The organism is Nakamurella alba (genome assembly GCF_009707545.1).
Taxonomy (GTDB): Bacteria; Actinomycetota; Actinomycetes; order Mycobacteriales; family Nakamurellaceae; genus Nakamurella; species Nakamurella alba.
The window spans coordinates 1-21,546 of the sequence record NZ_WLYK01000008.1 but is presented as its reverse complement, the minus strand read 5'-3'; the positions used below and the strand labels follow the sequence as shown (position 1 = coordinate 21,546).

Genomic DNA, 21,546 nt, shown 5'->3' with positions numbered 1-21,546 from the left:
CCGGTGTAGTGGCCGGTCACCGGGCGACCACTGGCGACGTGGCCGGTCACCGGACGACTACCCGCGTCGCGGCGGGTCACGGGTGACGACCGGCTTTGGCCGGTCACCGGGCAGCCACCAGCGTCGGGTCGCCGACCAGCAGGTCGATCCCGGCGTGTGCCGCGCCCAGGGCCGGCGCCTCCGAGCCGAACTCGGAGAACTCGACCCGGACCGTCTGCGGCTCGGCGACCACGCGCTCGCGCATCTCCGTGCGCACCGCCGGGCCGAGATACCGCTGCAGAGCTGCGAAGTGGCCACCCAGGATGATCACCTCCGGATCCAGCACGTTCGCCAGCAGGGCGGCGCCGCGACCGAGCCACACCCCGACCTCGGTGAGGACGGCGAGGGTCTGCGGGTCGCCCGCGGCGGCCAACCGCTCCACCTTGTCCAACCGGCTGCCCAGGTCACCGGGGGCGTGCGCGGTGCCCGGGACCCCGTCCACCACGGCGGCCAACCCGACCGCGGACTCCCAGCAGCCGCGCCGGCCGCAGCCGCACAACTTCTCCGGCCGGCCGACCGGCATGTGCCCGACCTCGCCGGCGAAACCCATGCGGCCGCGGACGATCCGGCCGTCGACCATGAGGCCGGCGCCCACACCGGCGTCGCCCACCAGGTAGAGCAGATTGCGGGTACCTGCCGACCGGCCGGTGGTGTACTCGGCCATCGCGCCCAGGTTCGCGTCGTTGTCCACGCTGACCCGCGCGTGGTGCCACTGCAGCCGGCCGAGCAGCGAGTGCACGACGTCCACCTGCCGCCAGTGCAGGTTCGGCGCGTAGGACAGGACGCCGGCCTCGACATCGATCAGGCCGGGGACCGAGACGTGCAGCGTCTCCACCTGTTCCGGCGCGCAGCCGCTCTCCTGCACCGAGCTGCGGGCGAAGTCGGCGACCTCGCCGAGGCCGCGGGCCGGGCCGAGATCCCGCAGCGGGACGGACAACCGGCGGCGGTAGCGGACCCGCCCGGTCAGGTCGGTGATCACCGCGACCACGTAGTCGACGTTGATCTCCAGCCCCATGCAGCGCACCACCGACGTGTCGATCTGCACCATCCGGCCGGGCCGGCCGATGTTGCCGCGGTCGATGCCGCCCTCGCTGACCAGCCGGCGCTCGCCCAACTCGGCGACCAGGCTCGAGACGGTGGCTTTGGTGAGACCGGTGTCCTCGGCCAGCCGGGCCCGCGAGCGCGGGCCGTCGGCCAGCAGGTTCTTCAGCAGCAGGGCGAGATTCATCCTGCGGACCGTGGTCTGGTGCGCGGGCGCGGTCCCGCCGGTGCTGCCGGCTCCGCCGGTGGTGCGCATGCGACCTCCCCACGCCGGGTTCTCGCTCGACATCTGTGTCCGGGCACCGTCCGTCTGTTCTCCGGCAGCGTCCAGGTGCGTCCGGCCGTGCCCGTCTGCTACCGGGCGCGCCCGTCCGTTCGCGGCCGTGCCCGTCTCCTCCCGGGCCATGCCCCTGTGTTTCCGAGTCATGCCCGGGTGCTCCCGGGCACTGCCCTGTGTGTCCGTGCAATGCCAGGTGCTCCCGGGCACTGCCCCGTGTTTCCGACCAATGCCCAGGTGTTCCCGGGCCAGGCCCACGGTTGCCGGGCAGCGCCCATCGCCGCCCGGCGGGCGCCGGCGCTCGCCGGCGCCTGCCGGGCACGGTGGCCGGGTGGTCCGGCTATCTCCCCGCGGAGGCCCGGCGCCGCCGGGTCAGCGCGTCGACGCTGGCGGCGAGCAGCAGCACGACACCGGTGAGGATGTAGTTGATCTTGGCGTCGGACCCGAGCAGCCGCAGTCCGTTGTCGATGACGGCGATGACCAGGCCACCGATGATCGCGTCCCGCGCCTTGCCCTTGCCGCCGAACAGCGAGGTGCCGCCGATGACCGCCGCAGCCACCGCGTACAGCAGGGTGTTGCCGGCACCGGCATCCGGGGTGACGGAGTTGAGCCGGGAGGCGGCGATGATGCCGGACAGCACGGCCATGCCGGAGGCGATGACGAAGCAGCTGATCGTGATGAACGCGACCCGGATACCCGCCCGCCGGGCGGCCTCGGCGTTGCCACCGACCGCGTAGACGTAGCGGCCGAAAGCGGTGCGGTTCTGCACGAAGGTCCAGATGACGAGCAGCACGGCGACCAGCGGCGCCACCCAGGGGATCCCGGCCAGCACGGTCGGCGGGCGCACCGCGCGGTTGACCGACAGCAGCCAGGTGGCGAGGACCAGTAGCAGCGCGATGACCGCGATGCGCAGCACCACCACCGGCAGCGGCGGGTTCACCAACTTCTTGGCGCGGCGGCCGTTCCACACGGCCAGGCTGATACCGGCGTAGACCGCGATGGACAGGATCACGATGATCCAGCCGGCGATCACCGGGACGTTCTTGTTGGCGATCGCGACGATGACCGGCTCGTTGATCGGGACGGTGCCGCCCTCGCCGATGATCCACAGCAGCACGCCCTGCCAGGCCAGGAAGAACGCGAGGGTCACCACGAAGCTGGGGATGCCGACCTTGGTGACCAGGAAGCCGGTGACCAGACCCATCGCGATGCCGACGACCAGGGCGATGAGAACGGCGAGGTACCAGGGCAACCCGGCCTTGAGCATGAGCATGGCCATGGTGCCGGCACCGACACCGCCGGTCACGCCGGCGGCCAGGTCGATGTGGCCGAGCAGGAGCACGAAGCCGACACCCATGGCCAGCACGCAGATCGCGCCGGCCTGGGTGAGCAGGTTCGCGAAGTTGAGCGCGGTCGGGAAGGTGGAGGGCCGCAGCACGCTGAACACGATGACCAGCACCAGGAAACCGAGAATGGCTGGCAGTGAACCGATGTCGCCGGAACGGATCTTGTTCCGGTAGCCCTGCCAGTACTGGCCCAGGGTGGCCGCGGCGACGGTGTCGCCGGAGAAGGCGGTGCGCGCCTCCAGCTCGGAGTCGCCCGAGGGCTTCTTGGACAGTCCGGGGGTGGTCATGCGGACTCCTGCGCGACGGCTCGGGGCAGACCGATGGAGCCGGTCCGGCCGGTGGTGATGAGCTCGACGATCTCGCCGGTACTCACCTCGGAGGCGGCGACGTCGGCGGCCACCCGGCCCAGGTACAGCGGTGTGATCCGGTCGGCGACCTCCTTCACGTCGTTCATGTTGTGGCTGATCAGCATCACGCCCAGACCGGCGTCGGCGAGCCGACGGACCAGGTCCAGCACCTGCCGGGTCTGCGCGACACCCAGTGCGGCCGTGGGCTCGTCGAGCATCACGACCTTGGAGTTCCAGAGCACCGCCTTGGCGATCGCGACGGTCTGCCGCTGGCCGCCGGACAGCGAGGACACCTGCTGGCGCACCGAGGAGATGGTGCGCACCGACAGCGAGGCCAGCGTCTCCCGGGCCTTGGTCTCCATCGACGCCTCGTCCAGCAGCAGCCCGGTCCGCGGCTCGCGACCCAGGAACATGTTCTGCACGATGTCCAGGTTGTCGCAGAGCGCGAGGTCCTGGTAGACGATCTCGATGCCCAGCGCCGCCGCATCGCGCGGGCTGTGCACCGTCACCGGGTTGCCGTCGAAGATGTAGTCGCCCGAGTCGATCCCGTGGATCCCGGCGATGCACTTGACGAGAGTGGACTTGCCGGCGCCGTTGTCGCCGACCAGCGCGGTCACCTGACCGGGCCAGATGGACAGGTCGACGTCGTGCAGCACCTGCACCGCGCCGAAACTCTTGTTGACACCGCGCAACTGCAGGATGGGGGTGGTGCCGGCGGTCATGGGGACTCCTCGGGGACGGGACGGCTGCGGGGGCGCACCGGCACCGGTGGCCCGGGTGGGATCACCACCCGGGCCACCGGCAGGCGGATCAACCGGTGATGCCGGCCTCGGTGCACTTGGCCGCGTAGTCGGCCGTGCACAGGTCCGCGAAGGCGACGCCGCCGTCGGCGACGACATCCTTGATGTTGTCCTTGGTCACGGCCAGCGGATCCTCCAGGACCGCCGGGACGTCCTTGCCCGAGGTGGTGTCCTTGACGGTGCCGGTGGTGGCCGGGGCCTCACCCTTGACCAGCGCGATCGCGGCGGCGGCCAGCGCGGCCGCCTCCTTCTTGGCGGACTTGTAGACCGTCATGCACTGGGTGCCGTCGAGGATGTTCTGCAGACCCTGCACGGTGGCGTCCTGACCGGTGACCGGCACGTCGGTCACGCTGTTCTTCTTCAGGATCGAGATCGCCGCGTTGCCCAGGCCGTCGTTGGCGGCCAGCACGCCGTCGATGGCGCCGCCCTGCTCGGTGAACATCTGCTCGAAGATCGTTGCGGCCTGCTGGTTGTCCCAGTCCGGAACGGCCTGCTCAGCGACAACCTTGTAGCTGGTGATCTTGTCGAGCACCGAGTGCGCACCGGCCGCGAAAGCCGTTGCGTTGGAATCGGTGGGCGAGCCGTTCAGGTAGACGATGTTCTTGTCACCCTCGCCGAGGCAGTCGGCCAGACCCTGGCCCTGCAGCTCGCCGACCTTGGTGTTGTCGAAGGAGACGTAGGCCTCGGCCGAACCACCCAGGGTGAGCCGGTCGTAGTCCAGGGTCTTCACACCCTGGTCAGCGGCCTTCTTCTCCAGCGCCGCACCGGACTCGTTGTCCAGGTTGACGATCGCCAGCACGGTCACCCCGGAGGTGATCATCTGGTCGGCGATGGTCTGCATCGCGGCCTTGTCGCCGTTGGCGTTCTGGATGTCGTACTCGACGCCGGCCGCCTTGAAGGCCGCCTCCAGCGCGGGGCGGTCGGCCGCCTCCCACCGGGCCGAGGACTTGGTGTCGGGCAGGATCACGCCGATCTTGCCGTCCACGGTCCCACCGGTGGACTCCCCGCCGGTGCTGCTCTCCTCGGACGTGGCCTCGCTGGTCGCGGAGGTCATCTCCGATGTGGCCTCGCTGGTCGCCGGCGGCGCACTGGTGGCCGCGGCGGAGCTCGTCGTCGAGCCCCCCGTGGTGGAGTCGCTGCCACACGCAGCGAGCACCAGCGAACCGGCCAGCATCAGGCCGATCGCGGCAGAAGTCCTGAGCCGCATACATTTTCCTCTCTCGAAGCGGACACCCGGGCCGGACGGCGGGGTGTCGGGGGTGCATCCGGGCCGACTCCGGGCACGCCGCGTCGGCGCGGGGTGCAGGGAGTAGGGGCGGAAGCGGGGAACGCCGGCGCTCAGCCGCCCGCGCCGGCCGCACGGGCCGGAGAGGGTCGGACGAACACAACAGGAGCGGGAGAGGTCAGCTGACGTGGAGCCGGGCGTCGCCGATGACGGACGGCGTCCGGAGCCGGGATCAATGACATCGTCGTCCTTGTCCAGTGCACGGGGGTCGGCACTTCCGGCCCTCGTCGGCCTACCGCGTGACTGGCGTCACGCTTAAGGTCAGTGGTTGTACAAACTAGGGACGCGGACACGGGGTGTCAAGTGGGACAGCGACGTCCATTCGATCAGTGGCTCTACTAAAGCCGTTGCGTGCAGGACGCGCCTGTTGCGTGGAGCGCTGATGCACCCGGACGGAGCAGCGGAACCGGCCGGGGCTGTCGGTCGGTGCGCGGAACCGACTGCGCACATGTGGGATCGACGTGGGGGAAGTTCCGGAACCCGCCACCTGCGGCCCGGCCGACGGACAGGAATACCCGGCCTGTCAGTACGACTGCAGGCTGCCCGGGCCCGGCTGATCGGTACGGGTACCCGGCTGATCACTACGAGTACCGGGCCGATCAGTACGAGTATCGGGCCGGTCAGTACGAGTACAGGCTGCCCGGCGCGCGGCCGGCGCCGGTGACGATGGAGACGCCGGCGGTGCTGCCCACCAGATCGGCACCCGCCACCAGTACGGCCCGCACCTGTTCCACCGTCTTGATGCCGCCGGTGGCCTTCACGCCGACCGACGGCGGGACGGAGCGGCGCAGGTAGCTGATGGTGGCCGGATCGGCGATACCGACCGCGCCGCGGGAGGCGTTCTCCACGAAGGCGACCCCGGCGTCCACCGCCGCCTGCACGGCCCGTTCACGCTGCACCTTGGTGAGCAGCGGCAGTTCGAGCATCACCTTGACGCCGATCGGCGAGGCCGCCTCGACGAGGGCCTTGATGTCGGCGGCGAACTCGGCGGTGCGGCTGGAGAGCAGGTACCCGATGTTGACGGTCGCGTCGATCTCGTCGACCCCCGCATCGACCAGCGCACGCGCCTCCGCGGACCGGCCGGCGGTGGTGCCGGCACCGTACGGGTAGTCGATGAAGGCCCCGATACGCCCTGCGGTGCTGCCCATCTCGTCCCGGGCGGCCCACACCCAGGACGCCGGGACGAAGGCGGCGTCGAAGCCGTGCTCGAGCGTCTCCGCGACGTGGGTGCGCACCTGTTTCTCGGTGATCGCCTCGCCGATCAGCGCGTGCTGGATGCGCCCCGCCAGCTGCGCCGGGGGCAGCAGCAGCGCAGGGTGCGTCTCGGGGGCGTGCGCGGGGTGCACATCGGTGTCCAGCACTGGTCCCACTTCCTGGCGGTTCCGGACGAAGTCGTCCGCGGGACCGCCCTGGCGCAGCAAGCGCCCGACGTTCGCCGGCACGATCGGAACGATCGGACTGGTCATGTTCCCGCGTCTCCCGCCCACGTCGCCGGTCGAACTGCACCGGAGGTTACCCGCCGGTCGGGCCTGCCGCCGCCTGTGCGGCGAGCCCCTGATCAGCCTCTGGTGCCCGCCGGCGGCCCGGGATCACCTGAGGTCCACCGGTTTCACCCCATCGCGTCGGCCGCGGGTGGTCCCGCCTACGCTGCTCGGTCATGCGGATCCTGTCCATCCAGTCCTCGGTCGCCTACGGCCACGTCGGCAACAGCGCGGCGACGTTCCCGTTGCAGCGTCTCGGGCACGAGGTGTGGCCGGTGCTCACCGTGCACTTCTCCAACCACACCGGATACGGGGAATGGCGTGGGCCGGTGTTCGCGCCGGAGGTGGTCGGCGAGGTGATCGACGGCATCGCCGATCGGGGCGCGTTGGACCGGGTCGACGCGGTGCTGACCGGTTACCAGGGCTCCCCCGGTGTCGCCGAGGTGATCCTGTCCACCGTGGCCCGCGTCCGGGCCGCGAATCCGGCGGCGGTCTACTGCTGCGACCCGGTGATGGGCGACGTCGGCCGAGGGATGTTCGTGCTGCCCGGCCTGCCGGAGCTGATCCGGGACCGGGTGGTGCCGGTGGCCGACGTGATCACACCCAATGTCTTCGAGCTGGCGTTCCTGGCCGGGACGACACCGGAGGAGCTGACCACCGTGCCGGCGCTGCTCGACGCGGTCGACCGGGTCCGGGCGACCGGGCCCCGCACGGTGCTGGTCACCTCGGTCGAACTGGCGGCCATTGCGCCGGGTGCGGTGCCGGGTGTCGTGTCCGGTGCGGTGCCGGTTGTCGTGTCGGGCACCGGGCCCGACACCGGCGGGTTCGACACCGATGGGTTCGAGACCAACAGGTCCGATGCCGACAGGTCCGATTCCGACAAGCCCGGTGCCGATAAGTCCGATGCCGACAAGCCCGGTGCCGATAAGTCCGATGCTGCAACGGATACCGTCCCGTCGGGCATCGGCATGCTCGCCGTGGACGACACCGGCGCCTTCCTGGTGCGCACCCCGCTGCTGCCCTTGTCGGTGAACGGGGCCGGTGACGTCACCGCGGCGCTGTTCCTGGCGCACCTGCCGGACGGGATCCGGGTCGCGCTGGAGCGGGTGGCCTCCTCGGTGTTCGCGATCCTGGACGAGACGGCCCGCCAGGGCAGCCGGGAGATCCGGTTGATCGATGCCCAGGGCGCGATCGCCGACCCGGCCTGCGAGTTCCCGGCCGAGCGGCTGCGCTGAGCGCACGCCACAAGCCGGCGGTAGGACCGCCACACAGTGCGCCGAGCAGCCGCGACCGATCGGCGACCACAGCGCCGACTGCGACAGGCCTGCCCGTGTCACAGCAGCAGCGCCGGCTCGTCACCGCACCGGCCGGAATGTGCCACAGCAGCGGCGGCCGCCGGTCGACCAGATCCTGTGGCCGCCGGCAGCTCAGCAGCCCTGTGCGGACTGCAGCGCCGCCCAGGTGCGGGCGTCCACCTTGCCGTGCGCGGGGATCTTCTGTTCGGTCTGGAACCGCTTGACCGCCGCGCTGGTGCCCTCGGTGAAGGTCCCCCAGTTGCCGGACAGGTCGGAGATGGAGATGTTCAGCCGATTGCCGAGCACCCGCTGGAGCTCACCGACCCAGACGTTCTGCGCGCCGATGGTGCCGAGCGAGGGCAGGTCCGACACCGTCGCCGGGCACAGGCAGGACACGTACCGCTGGGCATCGGCGGCGTTGGCGCCCTTGATGAACGCGTCGGCGGGGCCGGCCAGCCGGGCGGCGCACCCGTCGTAGGGCTGGGCGAACGGGCCGCTCCACAGCACCAGCGTGTTCGTCTGGTTGGTGAAGATGTCGCAGGAGTCCTTGGTGTCCGCGGCCTTCGCATCGGCCGGCACCTGGTTGGCCTTCTTCAGCGCCGCCACCCGCTGCTTGAAGGTCTCGGCGTCGAGCTCCGAGGCCAGCTGCACGACAAATCCACGGGTGCACTCGATCTGCTGCACGGGCACCCCGTACGGCGAGGCGGGCGTGGTCGGCGTGGCACTCGTCGGCGGGCTGGAGGGCGCGCTGCTCGGCGGGCTGGAGGGCGCGCTGCTCGGCGGGCTCGACGGGGCGCTGCTCGGCGGGGTGCTGCCCGGCGACGCGCTGGTCACCGTCGTGCTGGTGGTGACGGTGGTGACCGGCGCGCTCGGCGAGGCCGGGACGCCCGGGTTGCTGACCGACACCGTCGTCTGGGCGCTCGCGGTGGTGGGTGCGGCCGAGGACGAGGTCGAGGACACGCCCGAGCTGGGCGGCGCCGCGGTGGACGGGGTGGCGTCGTTGTCCGCCTGGTCGTCCCCGCCGGACCAGGAGGGCGCGATGAACAGTGCGATCAGCAGGACGATCACCGTCGCCGAGGCCACACCCGCGACCGCCCAGGCGGCCTTTTTCCTGCTGGAGGCCCGGGACACCGGCGGCGAGGCGGGCAGCACCAGTGCGGCCGGTGCCGGTTCCCGGGGATCGGCGCCTCGCGGGGCGGCCGCAACCGGCACCTCCCGGTCGCGGACCGGCGACATCGTGTCGGTGGGTGCATCCGGATCGGTGTCGACAGGAACCACCGGGATCGGTGCCGTCACATCACCGGCGGCGGGCTCCCGGTGCGTGAACAGAGCATCCAGACCGCCCGACTCCGGGACGGACGGGACCACCGGGATCTCGGTGCCGCACTGGCCGCAGAACCGGCTGGTGGCCGGCGCCCCGCACTGCGGGCAGGTCCGCGCCGCATCGTCCGTCACACCGTTCTCCGTTCCGCTCGGGTGCTGCTCGTGCTCGTACCGATCCTTGGTGCCGATGGTGCTGGTGGTGCTGGTGGTGGTGTCCGTCGTCAGCCGTGCCGGTCGCAAGGCGCAGGCCCAGTCTGTCGGACCGGGGTGTGGGATGCCCGTTCGCCGCTCCGCACGAGCGGTATCCCGACCCGCGCCGCGGGAGTCATGACCGGGAGGTCGCGGGCATCACGACCCGCGGTCGTGGGCGTCCCAACTCGCGCCACCGGCGTCACGACCGCACCGTCACGGCGCCCCGAGCGCGAAGAGCGCCAGGTCGAGCGCCGCTACGACGAGGGTCCCGACGAACAGTGCCCGGCCCTCCGGGTTCCGGAACCCGGCGACCGCCACCGCGCCCACCGCGACGGCGATCGCCACCCCGCCGACCAGCCGCACCGGGCCGCTCGCACCGCCCCCGACCACCAGCACCGCGCCGGCCGCGGCGAGCACCACCGGCACGCCGATCGCCGTCACCCGCATCCCCCACCGGTGCGGCAGACCACGGACCCCCGTGGCCGCGTCGTCCCGCAGGTCCGGCAGCACGTTGGCCAGATGCGCGGCCAGGCCGAGCAGCGCGCCGGCGGTCATTGCCCACCACCCCGGCCAGTAGGGCGGCGTCGCGGACAGGGTGGCCGCCGCCGGCAGGAACCCGAAGCCGGTCAGGTAGGGCAGGAACGAGAGTGCGGTGGCCTTCAGCCCCAGGTTGTAGGCCCAGCCGGACGCGACCAGCACCAGGGCCGCGGCGCCGCCCGCACCGAGCGGCACCGACAGTCCGACCGTCGCGACCAGCGCCAGGGCGGCGGCCGTGGTGACCACCGGCAGCGGCACGGCACCGCGGGCGGCCGGCTTGTCGGCGCGGCCGACGGCCCGGTCCCGGGCGGCGTCCAGCCGGTCGTTGCTCCAGCCGATCGACAGCTGCCCGGTGAACACCGCGGCGGTGAGCAGCACGATCCGTCCCGGGCCGAGCCCGGCCGACAGGCCCAGACCTGCGGTGACGGCGGTGACACCGACGGTCGGCAGCGGATGACAGGACAGCAGCAGACCGCGCACCGGCGAGCCCTGCCGATCGACCACCACCGGGTCAGGGTAGGCGGGCGGACCGGCCGGTCAGGGGCGCACCCGGGCGGGCGCTCGTAGTGTTGGGGCATGACCAGCCTGGTGGCCGCGCGCACCGCGTTGCCCGACCACCGTTATCCGCAGCAGCAGGTCACCGAGGCGTTCGCGGAGCTGGTGCTGGGTGCGGGGAACGCTGCCACCGGCCCGGGGGCGGTGTTGCGTCGCATCCACGGCAATGCCGGGGTCGGGTTCCGGCACCTGGCGCTGCCGATCGAGGACTACCCCGCGCTGGACGGCTTCACCGCCGCCAACGCGGCGTGGCTGACCGCGGCCGAGGAACTGGCCGCACGAGCGGTGGCCGATGCTCTGGAACAGGCCGGCCTGACCGCCGCCGATGTCGACCTGATCCTGTGCACCACGGTCACCGGAGTGGCCGCGCCGTCGCTGGACGCCCGGCTGGCCGGTCGGATCGGGCTGCGGCCGGACGTGAAACGACTGCCGCTGTTCGGGCTCGGCTGCGTCGCCGGGGCCGCCGGCATCGCCCGGATCCACGACCACCTGCTCGGCCGGCCGGACGGGGTGGCGCTGCTGGTCGCTGTCGAGCTGTGCTCGCTGACGGTGCAGCGCGCCGACGCATCGATGGCGAACCTGGTGGCCAGCGGACTGTTCGGCGACGGGGCTGCGGCGGTGGTGCTGGTCGGCACGGAGCATCCACTGGCCGGCCGCGGGCCGACCGTGGAGGACACCGCGAGCCACCTCTACCCGGACAGCCTGCGCACCATGGGCTGGGACGTCGGCGGCGACGGCCTGAAGATCGTGCTGGGCGCCGACGTCGCCGATCTGGTCCGCGCCTACCTCGGCGCCGATGTCCGGACCCTGCTCGACCGGCACCACCTGAAGGTGCGTGACATCGGCCGGTGGATCTCGCATCCCGGAGGCCCCAAGGTGATCCGGGCGATCGAGGAGGAGTTGGACCTGCCACCCGAGGCTCTGGCCCCGACCTGGCGGTCGCTGGCCGAGGTCGGGAACATGTCGTCGGTCTCGGTGTTGCACGTGCTCGAAGGCGTGCTGACCGGCGATCCGCCCGACCCCGGGACGACCGGGCTGCTGATGGCGATGGGTCCCGGCTTCTGCTCGGAACTGGTGCTTTTGCGGTGGCTCCCGTGATGGGCCCTGCACGTCGGGGTGTGGTTGTGGTGGTGCCGGTGATGGCGCTGCAGGTCGATGTGTGGCTGCGGTGGTGGCGGTGATGGCCCTGCACGTCTACGTCTGGCTGGTGGCGCTGGTCGCCCTGGAGCGGATCGTGGAACTGGTGGTGTCGAAACGGCACCTGCGCTGGATCGCCGACCGCGGCGGGGTGGAGTACGGCGCCGGCCACTACCCGGTGATGGTGGTGCTGCACGTCGGCCTGCTGGTCGGTTGTGTGCTGGAGGCCGATCTGGCGATGCGGCCGTTCGAGCCGGCGCTGGGCTGGAGCATGTTCGCCGTGGTGGTGCTGTCCCAGGCGCTGCGCTGGTGGTGCATCGGCACTCTCGGCAAGCGGTGGACGACCACCGTGGTCGTCATCCCCGGGTTGCCGCCGATCCGGCGCGGGCCGTACCGGTACCTGCGTCATCCCAATTACGTCGCGGTAGTGGCCGAAGGCGCGGCACTGCCGCTGGTCTACAACGCGTGGGTCACCGCCACCGTCTTCACCGTCTGCAACGCCGGCCTGCTCATCGTCCGGATCCGCACCGAGAACGCGGCGCTGCGGGCCGCCTACCCGCCGGGCACGCTGGTGTGAGCGGGCCCGACCTGCTGGTGGCGGGCGGCGGTCCGATCGGGCTGGCCACGGCGCTGTACGCGCACCGCGCCGGACTGGCGGTCGAGGTGCTGGAGCCCCGCACCGGGCCGATCGACAAGGCCTGCGGCGAGGGCCTGATGCCCGGCGCCGTCGCCGATCTCGCGGAACTCGGGGTGGACCCGGCCGGCCGGTCATTCCGCGGGGTCGCCTACCTGGACGGCCACCGCAGGGTCACCGCCCGCTTCCGCGGAGCCCCTGGCCGCGGAGTGCGGCGCACCACCCTGCATGCCGCGCTGGCCGCGGCGGTGGCCGATGTCGGCATCCCGGTCCATCCGGTGTCCGCCTCGGGCGTCCGTGAACTGCGGGAGGGTGTGGCCGTCGGTGATCTGACCGCCAAGTACCTGATCGCCGCCGACGGGCTGCACTCCGGCGTGACCCGCGAGCTCGGTCTGGTTCGCCGGGCACCCGGCTCGCGGCGGTGGGGACTGCGCACCCATGTCCCGGTCGCGCCGTGGACGGATCTGGTCGAGGTGCACTGGGCGGCAGGGTCCGAGGCCTATGTCACCCCGGTGGCGCCGGATCTCGTCGGCATCGCCGTGCTCACCGATCGTCCCGGCCGGTTGACCGACCACCTGCGCGACTTCCCGCTGCTGCGAGAGCATCTCGGAGATCTGGTGGCCGAGGCGGGGCCGGTCCGGGGTGCCGGGCCGTTGCGGCGGCGGACGGTGCGACGGGTCCACGGCCGGGTGCTGCTGGTCGGTGATGCGGCCGGGTACGTCGACGCGCTGACCGGCGAGGGCCTGGCGGTCGGACTCCGCACCGCGCGGGCCGCCGTCGCCGCGATTGCGCGGGACCGCCCGCAGCAGTACGAGAACGACTGGCGGCGGGTCACTCTCGCGTCGCGAGCGCTGACCGCAGGACTGCTCGCGGTGTCCCGCTCCCCCGCGCGCCGGGCGATCGTCCCCGCGGCGTCCTGGCTGCCCGACGTGTTCACCGGCGTGGTCCGCGCACTCTGAGCCCGGCCGCTGCGCCGACCACAGAGCCGGCCGATGCGCGGTGATCGGTCGGTCGCTGTTCGTAGGACGTGCGGGATGGAAGTCCGGCCGCTCGTCCTCATGCGCACCGACGTCCGACCGCCCCGGCGGGTACCGGCCTCCTCTTGCGGTACTTCCGCGGAGCCCTGCCGCCGTCGGGACGCACAGCCAGCAACCCTCCGGCAGCACCGCAGCGGCCGGCCGACACCGTCACCCGGCGGCAACACCCGGCGCGCATACTGGCGTGATGACCACCAGTCCGTTCACCGTGCCGGTCGTCGACATCACCCCCTGGGTGGAGCCCGACGGCGATCCCGCCGACCGCGCCGCGGCCGCCCGAGCGCTGGACAGTGCCTGCCGCGGCGTCGGTTTCGTGCAGATCATCGGTCACGGCGTGCCCGACGAGGCGATCGCCGGCCTCACGGCCGCGATGGACGCCTTCTTCGGCCAGGACCTCGAGGTCAAGAAGTCCTTCACCACCCCGCCGGAGATCAACCGCGGCTACAGCGCACCCAAGTCGGAGTCGCTCAGCCTGTCGCTGGGCGTCGAGTCGGCATCCCGGATGAACGACTTCTTCGAGGCCTTCAACGTGGGCGCCGGGGTCGCAGACTACCCGCACGTGTCCGGGCTGCCGGAGCAGGCCTACGCCGAGAACGTCTGGCCCACCGACGCTCCCGGCTTCGACGCGACCGCCTTCCGGGCCGGTGTCTCCGGCTGGTTCCTGCAGGCCGGCCGGGTCGCCAGGGTGCTGACCCGGATGCTCGCCGATGCGCTGGGCGTCGACCCGGAGCTGTTCGCCGGGGCCACCGACCACTCGCTGGACGTGCTGCGAATGAACAACTACGCACTGCCTCCCGGCACCGTCGACCTGGACGGCGACCTAATCGGCATGGGCGAGCACACCGACTACGGCATCGTCACCGTGCTGTGGGCCGACCAGGTGGCCGGACTGCAAGTGCTGGACACCGGCGGGACCTGGCACGACGTGTCGCCGGCCGACGGGGCACTGCTGGTGAACCTGGGCGACATCACCGCCCGCTGGACCAACGAGAACTACCTGTCGACCCTGCACCGGGTGAAGCCGCCGATCGTCGACGGCACCATCCGGCGGCGCCGGTCGGCGGCGTTCTTCCACGACGGGAACATCGACGCGGTCATCTCCACGCTGCCCGGCTGCATCGGTGAGGAGGGCGAGTTCTACCCGCCGATCACCGTCGGCGAGCACATCGAGGCCAAGCTCTCCGGATCCCGCTCCGGCCGCCGGAACACCCTCGCCGAGCGCGAGTCCGCCCGGGTGCTGTCGGCCCGGACGCCCTGAGCCGCCCTGCGGCGGGTCGGTCGCGCCGCTGCGCCGGTCCAGCGGTCCGGCCCCAGCCCCGGTAGGCACGGCCAGGCCGGGCACACCAGCGGGTGTTCATAGTTGGTCGCCCGCTGACCGGCACAGCGTGGCTGTCACGGGTCATGCTCGGTCGACCGGTGACCGGCCCCAGCCCGGGCAGTCCAGCGGCTGTTGATGGTTGGTCGCCTGGCGACCGGCCCCAGCCCGGGCAGTCCAGCGGCTGTTCATGGTTCGTCGCCTGGCGACCGGCCCCAGCCTGGCTGTCACCGGTCATGATCGGTCGACCGGCGACCGGCCCCAGCCCGGGCAGTCCAGCGGCTGTTCATGGTTCGTCGCCTGGCGACCGGCCCCAGCCTGGCTGTCACGGGTCATGCTCGGTCGCCCGGCGACCGAACTCAGCCCGGGCAGTCCAGCGGCTGTTCATGGTTGGTCGCCTGGCGACCGGCCCCAGCCCGGCTGTCACGGGTCATGATCGGTCGCCCGGCGACCGGCCTCAGCCCTGGCAGTCCAGCGGCTGGTAGTGGTTGGTCGCCCAGTTCCCGGCGGCGGCACCCGTCACCTGGTTGTCGCAGCCGATGACGTTGCCCTTGGCCGGGTCGGTGGCGGTGTTCTGCAACCAGATGCCGACGCCCGGCGCATCGACCTGCAACACGTTGCCGCGGAACACGTTCCGCTCCCCCCAACCCTCCAGCTGGACGTGCACCTGGAAGCCGTCCTCCAGCGTCGCGATGCCGGTGTTGCCCTCGATCAGGTACTCGTTGCCCTTGACGTCGATCCACGAGTCGGCGGAGTTCTTGCCGGCGATCTCCGACCCGTCGAAGGTGTTGCCGCGGATCACCCCGCCGGTGCTGCCCTCCTTGATGTCGATGCTCTCCGCCGTGGTCGCGCTGATCCTGTTGTCCAGCACCTGGTTCCGGTCGCTGCGGTCCGGCTCGCCGCCGGAGTGCTTCTCCCAGTTGGACTTCGCCGAACCGATGTAGACGCCCTCCCCGTACTGCTCGGACCGCCGACCGGTGTGGTCGATGTCGGAGTTCCGCAGGATGTTGTCGGACGAGAACGACCGGAAATGCACTGCCTCGGCGCCGATGTCGGTGACACGCACACCGTCGATGGTGACGAAGTTCGACCTGTCCAGCACGATGCCCTTGGAGGCCGACGACACGGTGAAGCCCTCCAGCCGCCAGTGGTCGGCGCCGACCAGGTGCAGCCCGTACCCACCGCCGGGGCCACCGCCGTCGAGCACCGCACCGCGCCCGCCACGCAGGGTGATCGGCTGCTCCGCCGTCGCGGCCACCGCGGCGACGAACCGGCCCGGCTCGTCGGGATTCCCGTCCCGCACGGACTTCCCGTCGTAGAGGCCGTCCGCCAGCACGATCGTCATCCCCGGTCGCACCGCGGCGAGCGCTGCTGTCAGTGACGCCGCGTCGCTCACCCGCACCTCGTTGCCGTTGGTGACCGGGACCGCCGTCGCCGACTCCCCCTCGTCCGCATCCTCCGACTCCGCCCTGTCGGTGTCTGCTGCGCCTTTCGTGTCGGTGGTGTTGTCGGTGGTGTTGTCAGTGCCCTGCGGGTCCCCGGTGGTCACCGGTCCGGCCGTGCCCGGCGGCGTGGTGCGGTCCTGGGCAGTCCGCTCCGTGCGGTCGGCCCGCTCCGTTCGGTCGCTACGGTCGGACCCTCCCGAGCACCCGGCCGAGACCACCATCGCCACCCCCACCAGCACAGCGGTCACCACCGCCGACCTCCACCGCATCCCGACTCCTCCCGCCGTTCACACCCGACGACCGTTCACACCCGACCGACGGTCCTCGACCGACAGCCCGCCGTTCACACCCGACCGGCCGTCCTCGTCCGACCCGCCGGTCAAGCTGACCCGATGGACACCTCCGACCTGCTGGACACCTCCGACGCGCCGCCGATCGGGCCCACTCGGCATACGAGTCCTCGTACGTCCGACCGCGGAGCCGGCACGCCCCGACGACCGCGCCCGGCTCTGCTACACGCTGAATCACACGCCTGACCGTTCCGCCCGGGAGCGCACGACCGCAGAATGCCCGCATGCACTCCGCGATCATCATCCTCGAGGTCGCCGCCACGGTGTTGGCGGTCACCGCGCTGTGCCGTCGGCTCCGGTTACCGGCACCGCTGGTGCTGGTGGTCGTCGGCATCGGTCTGTCCTACATCGGCCCGTCGGTGGAGCTGACCCCGGAGCTGGTGCTGCTCGGGTTCCTGCCGCCGCTGCTCTACGCAGCGGCCATCCGCACCTCGCTGATCGACATCCGCGCGAACCTGCGCACCATCGGGCTGCTCGCGGTCGGCCTGGTGCTGTTCACCATGGTCTGCGTCGGCGTGCTGACCGCCTGGTTGCTGCCGGTCCCGCTGGCCGCCGCGCTGGCCTTCGGGGCGGTCATCGCGCCTCCGGACGCGGTCGCGGCCACCGCGGTGGCCCGGCGGATCGGGCTGCCCCGCCAGGTGGTCACGGTGCTGGAAGGTGAGTCGCTGCTCAACGACGCGACCGCGCTGGTGGCCCTGCGCACCGCCGGACTGGCGATGGCCGGAACGGTGACCGTCGGGTCCGTCGGACTCGACTTCCTGCGGGCGGCGGGCGGCGGCGCCGTCATCGGGTTGGCCGTGGCGTTCCTGATCTCGCTGCTGCGCAAGCGACTCACCGACACCGTCAGCGACACCTCGCTGTCCTTCATGGCCCCGTTCCTCGCCTACATCCCCGCGGAGGAGGTCGAGGCCTCCGGGGTCATCGCGGTGGTGATCGCCGGGCTGATCCTCGGGCACAAGGCGCCGGTGATCCAGGATGCGCAGTCCCGGTTGTCCGAGCGGATCAACTGGAACACGATCCAGTTCATCCTGGAGAACACCGTGTTCCTCCTGCTCGGCATGCAGCTGCGGTCGATCCTGGAGGCGGTGGCGGAGGACGACCTGAGCGCCGGCACCACGGTGCTGTTCTGCGTGGTGGCACTGGTCGCGGCGATGGTGGTCCGGCCGGTCTGGGTGTTCCTGCTCGGCTACCTGCTGCCCCGTCGGTTCACCGGGTTGGGCACGTCCTCGTGGAAGCAGCTGACCATCGTGTCCTGGGCCGGTATGCGTGGCGTGGTCACCATCGCAGCGGCGTTCCTGTTGCCGGAGAACACCCCGCACCGGCCGACGCTGGTGCTCGGTGCGTTCGTCGTCACCGCGGGCACCCTGCTGGTGCAGGGGCTGACCCTGCCCGCACTGGCCCGTTCCCTGCACGTCCGCGGGCCCGACCGCCGGGAGGACGTGCTGCAGCAGGCCTCGGTGATGCAGGCGGCCGTGGCCGCCGGGGTGAAGGAGCTGGAGAACGTCCGGCGCCCCGAGGACAGCGACGAGGTGATCCGCCGGCTCTGCGACCTCGCGCTGTCGCGCCCGAACCGGCTGTGGGAGCGCCTCGGCGGGTCCGAGTCCGAACCGCCGTCCGCGCAGTACCGGCGGCTCCGGCTGGCGATGCTCGCCGCCGAACGCGCCGAGGTGCTGCGGATCCGCGACGAGGCACAGGTCGACCAGGAGATCCTCTCCACGGTGCTGGCGACGCTGGACGTCGAGGAGTCGATCATGACCGTCTACGAGGAGCGGATCGCCGGTGACGCGACCGAGCTGACCACCCCGGAGCCGGCCGCCGGGGACTGCGAACATCTCACCGCCGCGGTCGACTGCGCGGTCCCGAAGACGCCGGAGGGCTGCCCGGACTGCGTCCGCGAGGGCACCGTCACCGTGCACCTGCGGATGTGTCTGGAGTGCGGGAACATCGGCTGTTGCGACTCCTCGACGGGCCGGCACGCCGAACGCCACTTCCACGAGTCCGGCCATCCGGTGATGCGCAGTTTCGAGCCCGGCGAGTCCTGGCGCTGGTGCTATGTGGACGAGATCCTCGGCTGATCAGTGGGTCTCGGGGTACTGCCGGGAGAGAAGAACCCGAGCTGAGCACCGGGACTCCACGCCGGAGGAGCTGGGCGGGGAGGCGTGACGAGAACCGGACGCCGCAACGTCGTCATCCGGGGGCACGGAATCCGGACAGGCCAGGTCCAACCCCGAGGAACCACCGGCCGCGCAGTGGAACCGACCACCGTGTCGGGTCCCCGCGCACCGGGACACCGCACAGTCATCATCCGGGACACGGAACTCCACCGGTCACACAGTGGAAACGACCGCCGCGGCGGGTCCCCGCACACCGGGACACCGCACAGTCGTCATGCGGGGCACGGAACTCCGGGCCGGAGGTGGCCCCGGGCACGCGGGCACCCGCCGGCCGGTGGTGCCGGTCCTCGCGATGGAACTCCACTTGTGGCCGGATCCGGTCGCTCGCAACGCCTGTGCGTTGCCCGGCGACCGCTCCGTCAGCGCTTCCGCAGGCGCTGCTGCGGCGTGGGCTCCGCCGGCGGGACCGGCGGTTCGCGCAGGTCGGCAGGGGCGAGCGCGCGGGCGATGTGGTAGCCGGCGATCGCCACGATCGAGCCGAGGGCGATCCCGGACAGGGAGAAACTCGACCCGAAACTCATGGTGACACCGCCGATCCCGGCGATCAGGCCGGCGGAGATCGGTACCAGGTTGACGGGATTGCCGAAGTCGACGCCGTTCTCCCGCCAGATCTTGGCACCCAGCAGCCCGATCATGCCGTAGAGCACCACAGTGATCCCGCCGAGCACGCCGCCCGGGGTGGCATTCACGACCGCTCCGAACTTCGGGACCAGGCCGAGCAGGATCGCCACCACCGCGGCCACGTAGTAGGCGGCCGTCGAGTACACCCGGGTGGCGGCCATGACGCCGATGTTCTCGGCGTAGGTCGTGGTCGGAGACCCGCCGAAGGCCGAGGCCAACGCCGTGCCCAGACCGTCCGCGCCGATCGCCCGGCCCATGTACGGGTCCAGGTCCTCGCCGGTCATCTCGGCGACAGCCCTGACGTGGCCGGTGTTCTCGGCGATCAGTGCAATGACCCCGGGTAGCGCGAGCAGGATGAAGTTCAGGTGGAAGCTGGGCGCGTGGGTGGGCGGGAAACCGAACCAGTCGGCGTCCGCGACCCCGCTCCAGTTGACCCGGTCGTGCGTGCTGACCACGCCGGCACCGTCCGGTGCGGTGATGGGGCCGGCCACCCGGTCCAGCACCCAGGACAGCACGTACCCGAAGATGAGCGCGAGGAACACCGCGACCCGGCTCCAGAAACCGCGGAAGGCGACTGCAGCGATGATCGTGAACAGCATCGTCACCAGCGCCACGCCCTGGTCCTGCGGCCAGTAGGTCCCCGCCACCACCGGGGCCAGGTTGAAGCCGATCAGCATCACGACAGCACCTGAGACCACCGGCGGCAGAACCTTTCTCAGCACCCCCGCACCGACGAAGTGGATCAGCACGCCGACGAGTGCGAGCACCACGCCGGCCACCAGGATCGCACCGGTGATCGCACCCGGGTCGCCGCCGCCCGCCGTGATCGCTGCCGCGGCCGCGACGAAGGACGCGGAGGTGCCGAGGTAGGACGGCACCCGACCGGACACCACGAGCAGGAACAGGATCGTGCAGATGCCGGAGAACATGATCGCGAGGTTCGCGTCCAGGCCCATGATGAGCGGGAAGACGAAGGTGGCACCGAACATCGCGACGACGTGCTGCGCGCCGATGCCGATCGTCAACGGCCAGCTCAGCCGCTCCCCGGGCTTCACCACCTGGCCGGGACCGGGCGAGTGGACGACCTTCCAGCGGAACGCCATGACGACCTCCTGTGCAGTGCGGTCGACGATGACCGCAGCGACACGCTAGCGCCTGGGCCCGGTCCGACCCGTCACCGGCACGCCCGGGCGGCTCCCGCCGGCCGCGGGGTGGTACCAGTACCGGAGATCGACGGAGCCCGACCCGGGACGGCGTGGGTACTGGATCGGTCGCCGGTTTCGACCGTGACCGCGGCTCGCGTCCGCCCCGTGAGGGCGATGACACCGACAACGTCGGGAAGGTTCACCCGTCGAATCCCGATGGGATCTGGTGGGTCGTGCAGTAGATCAGCAGACGCGCCGACTGACAGTGGTATCTGGGACTGACAGTGGTATCTGGGACCGACAGTGGTATCTGGGACTGACACTGACGTCTTGGACCGACACGGGTATCCCGGACTTCTCGATCCGCGTGACCTGTAGCCACTGCGCTGCACCAGCGTTGGGATCGGTGCAGCAGATCGCCCTGCGGCTTGCGGTCTGCGGTCTGCGCTCTGCGGTCTGCGGTCTGCGGTCTGCGCTCTGCGCTCTGCGCTCTGCCAGGTCAACCGGGTCGATTCCTGCCGGCGCCGATCCGATCGCGAAGGCGCACCAGCTGGCCCACGCCACTCTGCGCTCTGCGCTCTGCGCTCTGCGCTCTGCGCTCTGCATGCAGCAGAACCACCCCGGCCGGGCTCTCCGGTCGGGGTAGTGCTGTGCGTGGTGTCCCGGCGGTCTCGGGTGGTCCGGTGGTGTCGATCTGCTCCTGGGGGCGTCGGGAATGGCTGCTCGGTGTCCGGGATGTGTTGGCGTGGTGCGACTGTCAGCCGCTGCTGGCGGCGGGGTGGTGGGGTGGGTGGTGGGTGTTGCGTCGTGGTCGTTGTCCGGGGTCGAGCCAGGGGGGTGGGATGAATTCGGGGAGCCGGTCTTCGGGGTTGAGCTGGATGGTCCAGTCTTGTTGGTGGATGAGGCGGTGGTGGTGTCCGCAGAGCAGGACGCCGTTGTCCAGGCTGGTGACGCCGAGGTCGCGGGCCCAGAACTGGATGTGGTGGGCGTCGCACCAGGCGGGGGGTCGGTCGCAGCCGGGGAACGCGCACCCGCGGTCGCGGAGGATGAGTGCTCCGCGCAGGGCTTTGGGGACGGTGCGGCGGGCGCGGCCGACGTCCAGCACCACCCCGAGGGCGTCCAGCACGGCGGGGATGACTTTGGTGTCGCACAGCAGCCTGCGGGTTTCGG

General features: G+C 71.5%; 16 protein-coding genes and 1 pseudogene. 7 read left to right on the top strand and 10 right to left on the bottom strand.

The window, feature by feature from the left end:
- Positions 1-103: 103 nt before the first annotated feature.
- The 5 genes from GIS00_RS17920 to deoC all read right to left on the bottom strand — a co-directional run bounded on the left by GIS00_RS17920 (position 104) and on the right by deoC (position 6,601).
- A complete protein-coding gene (locus GIS00_RS17920; RefSeq protein WP_196073343.1) occupies positions 104-1,336 on the bottom strand; it encodes an ROK family protein in 1,233 nt (410 codons plus the stop codon).
- A gap of 361 nt (positions 1,337-1,697) precedes the next feature.
- Positions 1,698-2,990 carry a sugar ABC transporter permease gene (locus GIS00_RS17915; RefSeq protein ID WP_154769840.1) on the bottom strand — a complete coding sequence of 431 codons (1,293 nt, stop codon included), beginning with the start codon at positions 2,988-2,990 and terminating at the stop codon, positions 1,698-1,700.
- Positions 2,987-3,772 (bottom strand): ATP-binding cassette domain-containing protein, encoded by a 786-nt coding sequence (locus tag GIS00_RS17910; protein ID WP_154769839.1) that lies wholly within the window; start codon positions 3,770-3,772, stop codon positions 2,987-2,989. Before GIS00_RS17910 ends, GIS00_RS17915 begins: the two co-directional genes overlap by 4 nt.
- Before the next feature lie 88 nt (positions 3,773-3,860).
- Positions 3,861-4,904, bottom strand: a complete 1,044-nt coding sequence (locus GIS00_RS17905) for a sugar ABC transporter substrate-binding protein (RefSeq protein WP_407666889.1) — start codon at positions 4,902-4,904, stop codon at positions 3,861-3,863.
- A gap of 851 nt (positions 4,905-5,755) precedes the next feature.
- Positions 5,756-6,601: a deoxyribose-phosphate aldolase gene (gene deoC / locus GIS00_RS17900; protein ID WP_230313794.1), complete on the bottom strand. Its 846-nt coding sequence runs from the start codon at positions 6,599-6,601 to the stop codon at positions 5,756-5,758.
- A 191-nt stretch (positions 6,602-6,792) separates the two neighbouring features.
- On the opposite strand from deoC, the pseudogene pdxY reads away from it, so the two are divergent.
- A pseudogene (pdxY, locus tag GIS00_RS29410) lies at positions 6,793-7,347 on the top strand (pyridoxal kinase); the annotation flags it as partial.
- Positions 7,348-8,043: 696 nt separating this feature from the next.
- Here pdxY and GIS00_RS17890 read toward each other — a convergent pair.
- A complete protein-coding gene (locus GIS00_RS17890; protein WP_154769837.1) occupies positions 8,044-8,562 on the bottom strand; it encodes a peptidoglycan-binding domain-containing protein in 519 nt (172 codons plus the stop codon).
- A 13-nt stretch (positions 8,563-8,575) separates the two neighbouring features.
- On the opposite strand from GIS00_RS17890, the gene GIS00_RS17885 reads away from it, so the two are divergent.
- Complete coding sequence (locus tag GIS00_RS17885) at positions 8,576-9,565, top strand: hypothetical protein (RefSeq protein ID WP_154769836.1); 990 nt, start codon at positions 8,576-8,578, stop codon at positions 9,563-9,565.
- 74 nt (positions 9,566-9,639) lie between these two features.
- Here GIS00_RS17885 and GIS00_RS17880 read toward each other — a convergent pair whose 3' ends face one another.
- The gene (locus GIS00_RS17880) at positions 9,640-10,470 is read right to left on the bottom strand and encodes a UbiA family prenyltransferase (RefSeq protein ID WP_322098090.1); all 831 of its coding nucleotides are present in this window, start codon (positions 10,468-10,470) and stop codon (positions 9,640-9,642) included.
- Positions 10,471-10,539: 69 nt separating this feature from the next.
- Here GIS00_RS17880 and GIS00_RS17875 point away from each other — a divergent pair, with 69 nt between their 5' ends.
- The 4 genes from GIS00_RS17875 to GIS00_RS17860 all read left to right on the top strand — a co-directional run bounded on the left by GIS00_RS17875 (position 10,540) and on the right by GIS00_RS17860 (position 14,584).
- Positions 10,540-11,616 (top strand): type III polyketide synthase, encoded by a 1,077-nt coding sequence (locus GIS00_RS17875; protein WP_154769835.1) that lies wholly within the window; start codon positions 10,540-10,542, stop codon positions 11,614-11,616.
- An 82-nt stretch (positions 11,617-11,698) separates the two neighbouring features.
- Positions 11,699-12,232: an isoprenylcysteine carboxyl methyltransferase family protein gene (locus GIS00_RS17870; protein ID WP_154770185.1), complete on the top strand. Its 534-nt coding sequence runs from the start codon at positions 11,699-11,701 to the stop codon at positions 12,230-12,232.
- Positions 12,229-13,248 carry an NAD(P)/FAD-dependent oxidoreductase gene (locus GIS00_RS17865; protein WP_322098088.1) on the top strand — a complete coding sequence of 340 codons (1,020 nt, stop codon included), beginning with the start codon at positions 12,229-12,231 and terminating at the stop codon, positions 13,246-13,248. Before GIS00_RS17870 ends, GIS00_RS17865 begins: the two co-directional genes overlap by 4 nt.
- Before the next feature lie 265 nt (positions 13,249-13,513).
- Entirely contained in the window at positions 13,514-14,584 is a 1,071-nt protein-coding gene (locus tag GIS00_RS17860; protein WP_154769834.1) for an isopenicillin N synthase family dioxygenase, read from the top strand.
- A gap of 514 nt (positions 14,585-15,098) precedes the next feature.
- Here the strand turns inward: GIS00_RS17860 and GIS00_RS17855 are convergent.
- On the bottom strand, positions 15,099-16,355 hold the full coding sequence (locus GIS00_RS17855) for a right-handed parallel beta-helix repeat-containing protein (RefSeq protein ID WP_154769833.1): 1,257 nt from the start codon (positions 16,353-16,355) through the stop codon (positions 15,099-15,101).
- A 305-nt stretch (positions 16,356-16,660) separates the two neighbouring features.
- Here GIS00_RS17855 and GIS00_RS17850 point away from each other — a divergent pair, with 305 nt between their 5' ends.
- Entirely contained in the window at positions 16,661-18,511 is a 1,851-nt protein-coding gene (locus tag GIS00_RS17850; RefSeq protein ID WP_154769832.1) for a Na+/H+ antiporter, read from the top strand.
- A gap of 458 nt (positions 18,512-18,969) precedes the next feature.
- Here the strand turns inward: GIS00_RS17850 and GIS00_RS17845 are convergent, their stop codons facing one another.
- Together GIS00_RS17845 and GIS00_RS26980 are read right to left on the bottom strand one after the other, a co-directional pair.
- Entirely contained in the window at positions 18,970-20,334 is a 1,365-nt protein-coding gene (locus GIS00_RS17845) for a uracil-xanthine permease family protein (protein WP_154769831.1), read from the bottom strand.
- Positions 20,335-21,133: 799 nt separating this feature from the next.
- Positions 21,134-21,546 (bottom strand): HNH endonuclease signature motif containing protein (locus GIS00_RS26980; protein ID WP_196073342.1); only part of this gene is annotated, 413 nt, incomplete at its 5' end.

Bases quoted from the DNA above. Each gene is read 5' to 3' on its own strand.
- GIS00_RS17920 (WP_196073343.1), bottom strand. From the start codon at position 1,336: ATGCGCACCACCGGCGGAGCCGGCAGCACCGGCGGGACCGCGCCCGCG.
- GIS00_RS17915 (WP_154769840.1), bottom strand. From the start codon at position 2,990: ATGACCACCCCCGGACTGTCCAAGAAGCCCTCGGGCGACTCCGAGCTG.
- GIS00_RS17910 (WP_154769839.1), bottom strand. From the start codon at position 3,772: ATGACCGCCGGCACCACCCCCATCCTGCAGTTGCGCGGTGTCAACAAG.
- GIS00_RS17905 (WP_407666889.1), bottom strand. From the start codon at position 4,904: ATGACCTCCGCGACCAGCGAGGCCACGTCCGAGGAGAGCAGCACCGGC.
- deoC (WP_230313794.1), bottom strand. From the start codon at position 6,601: ATGACCAGTCCGATCGTTCCGATCGTGCCGGCGAACGTCGGGCGCTTG.
- GIS00_RS17875 (WP_154769835.1), top strand. From the start codon at position 10,540: ATGACCAGCCTGGTGGCCGCGCGCACCGCGTTGCCCGACCACCGTTAT.
- GIS00_RS17870 (WP_154770185.1), top strand. From the start codon at position 11,699: ATGGCCCTGCACGTCTACGTCTGGCTGGTGGCGCTGGTCGCCCTGGAG.
- GIS00_RS17860 (WP_154769834.1), top strand. From the start codon at position 13,514: ATGACCACCAGTCCGTTCACCGTGCCGGTCGTCGACATCACCCCCTGG.
- GIS00_RS17855 (WP_154769833.1), bottom strand. From the start codon at position 16,355: ATGCGGTGGAGGTCGGCGGTGGTGACCGCTGTGCTGGTGGGGGTGGCG.
- GIS00_RS17850 (WP_154769832.1), top strand. From the start codon at position 16,661: ATGCACTCCGCGATCATCATCCTCGAGGTCGCCGCCACGGTGTTGGCG.
- GIS00_RS17845 (WP_154769831.1), bottom strand. From the start codon at position 20,334: ATGGCGTTCCGCTGGAAGGTCGTCCACTCGCCCGGTCCCGGCCAGGTG.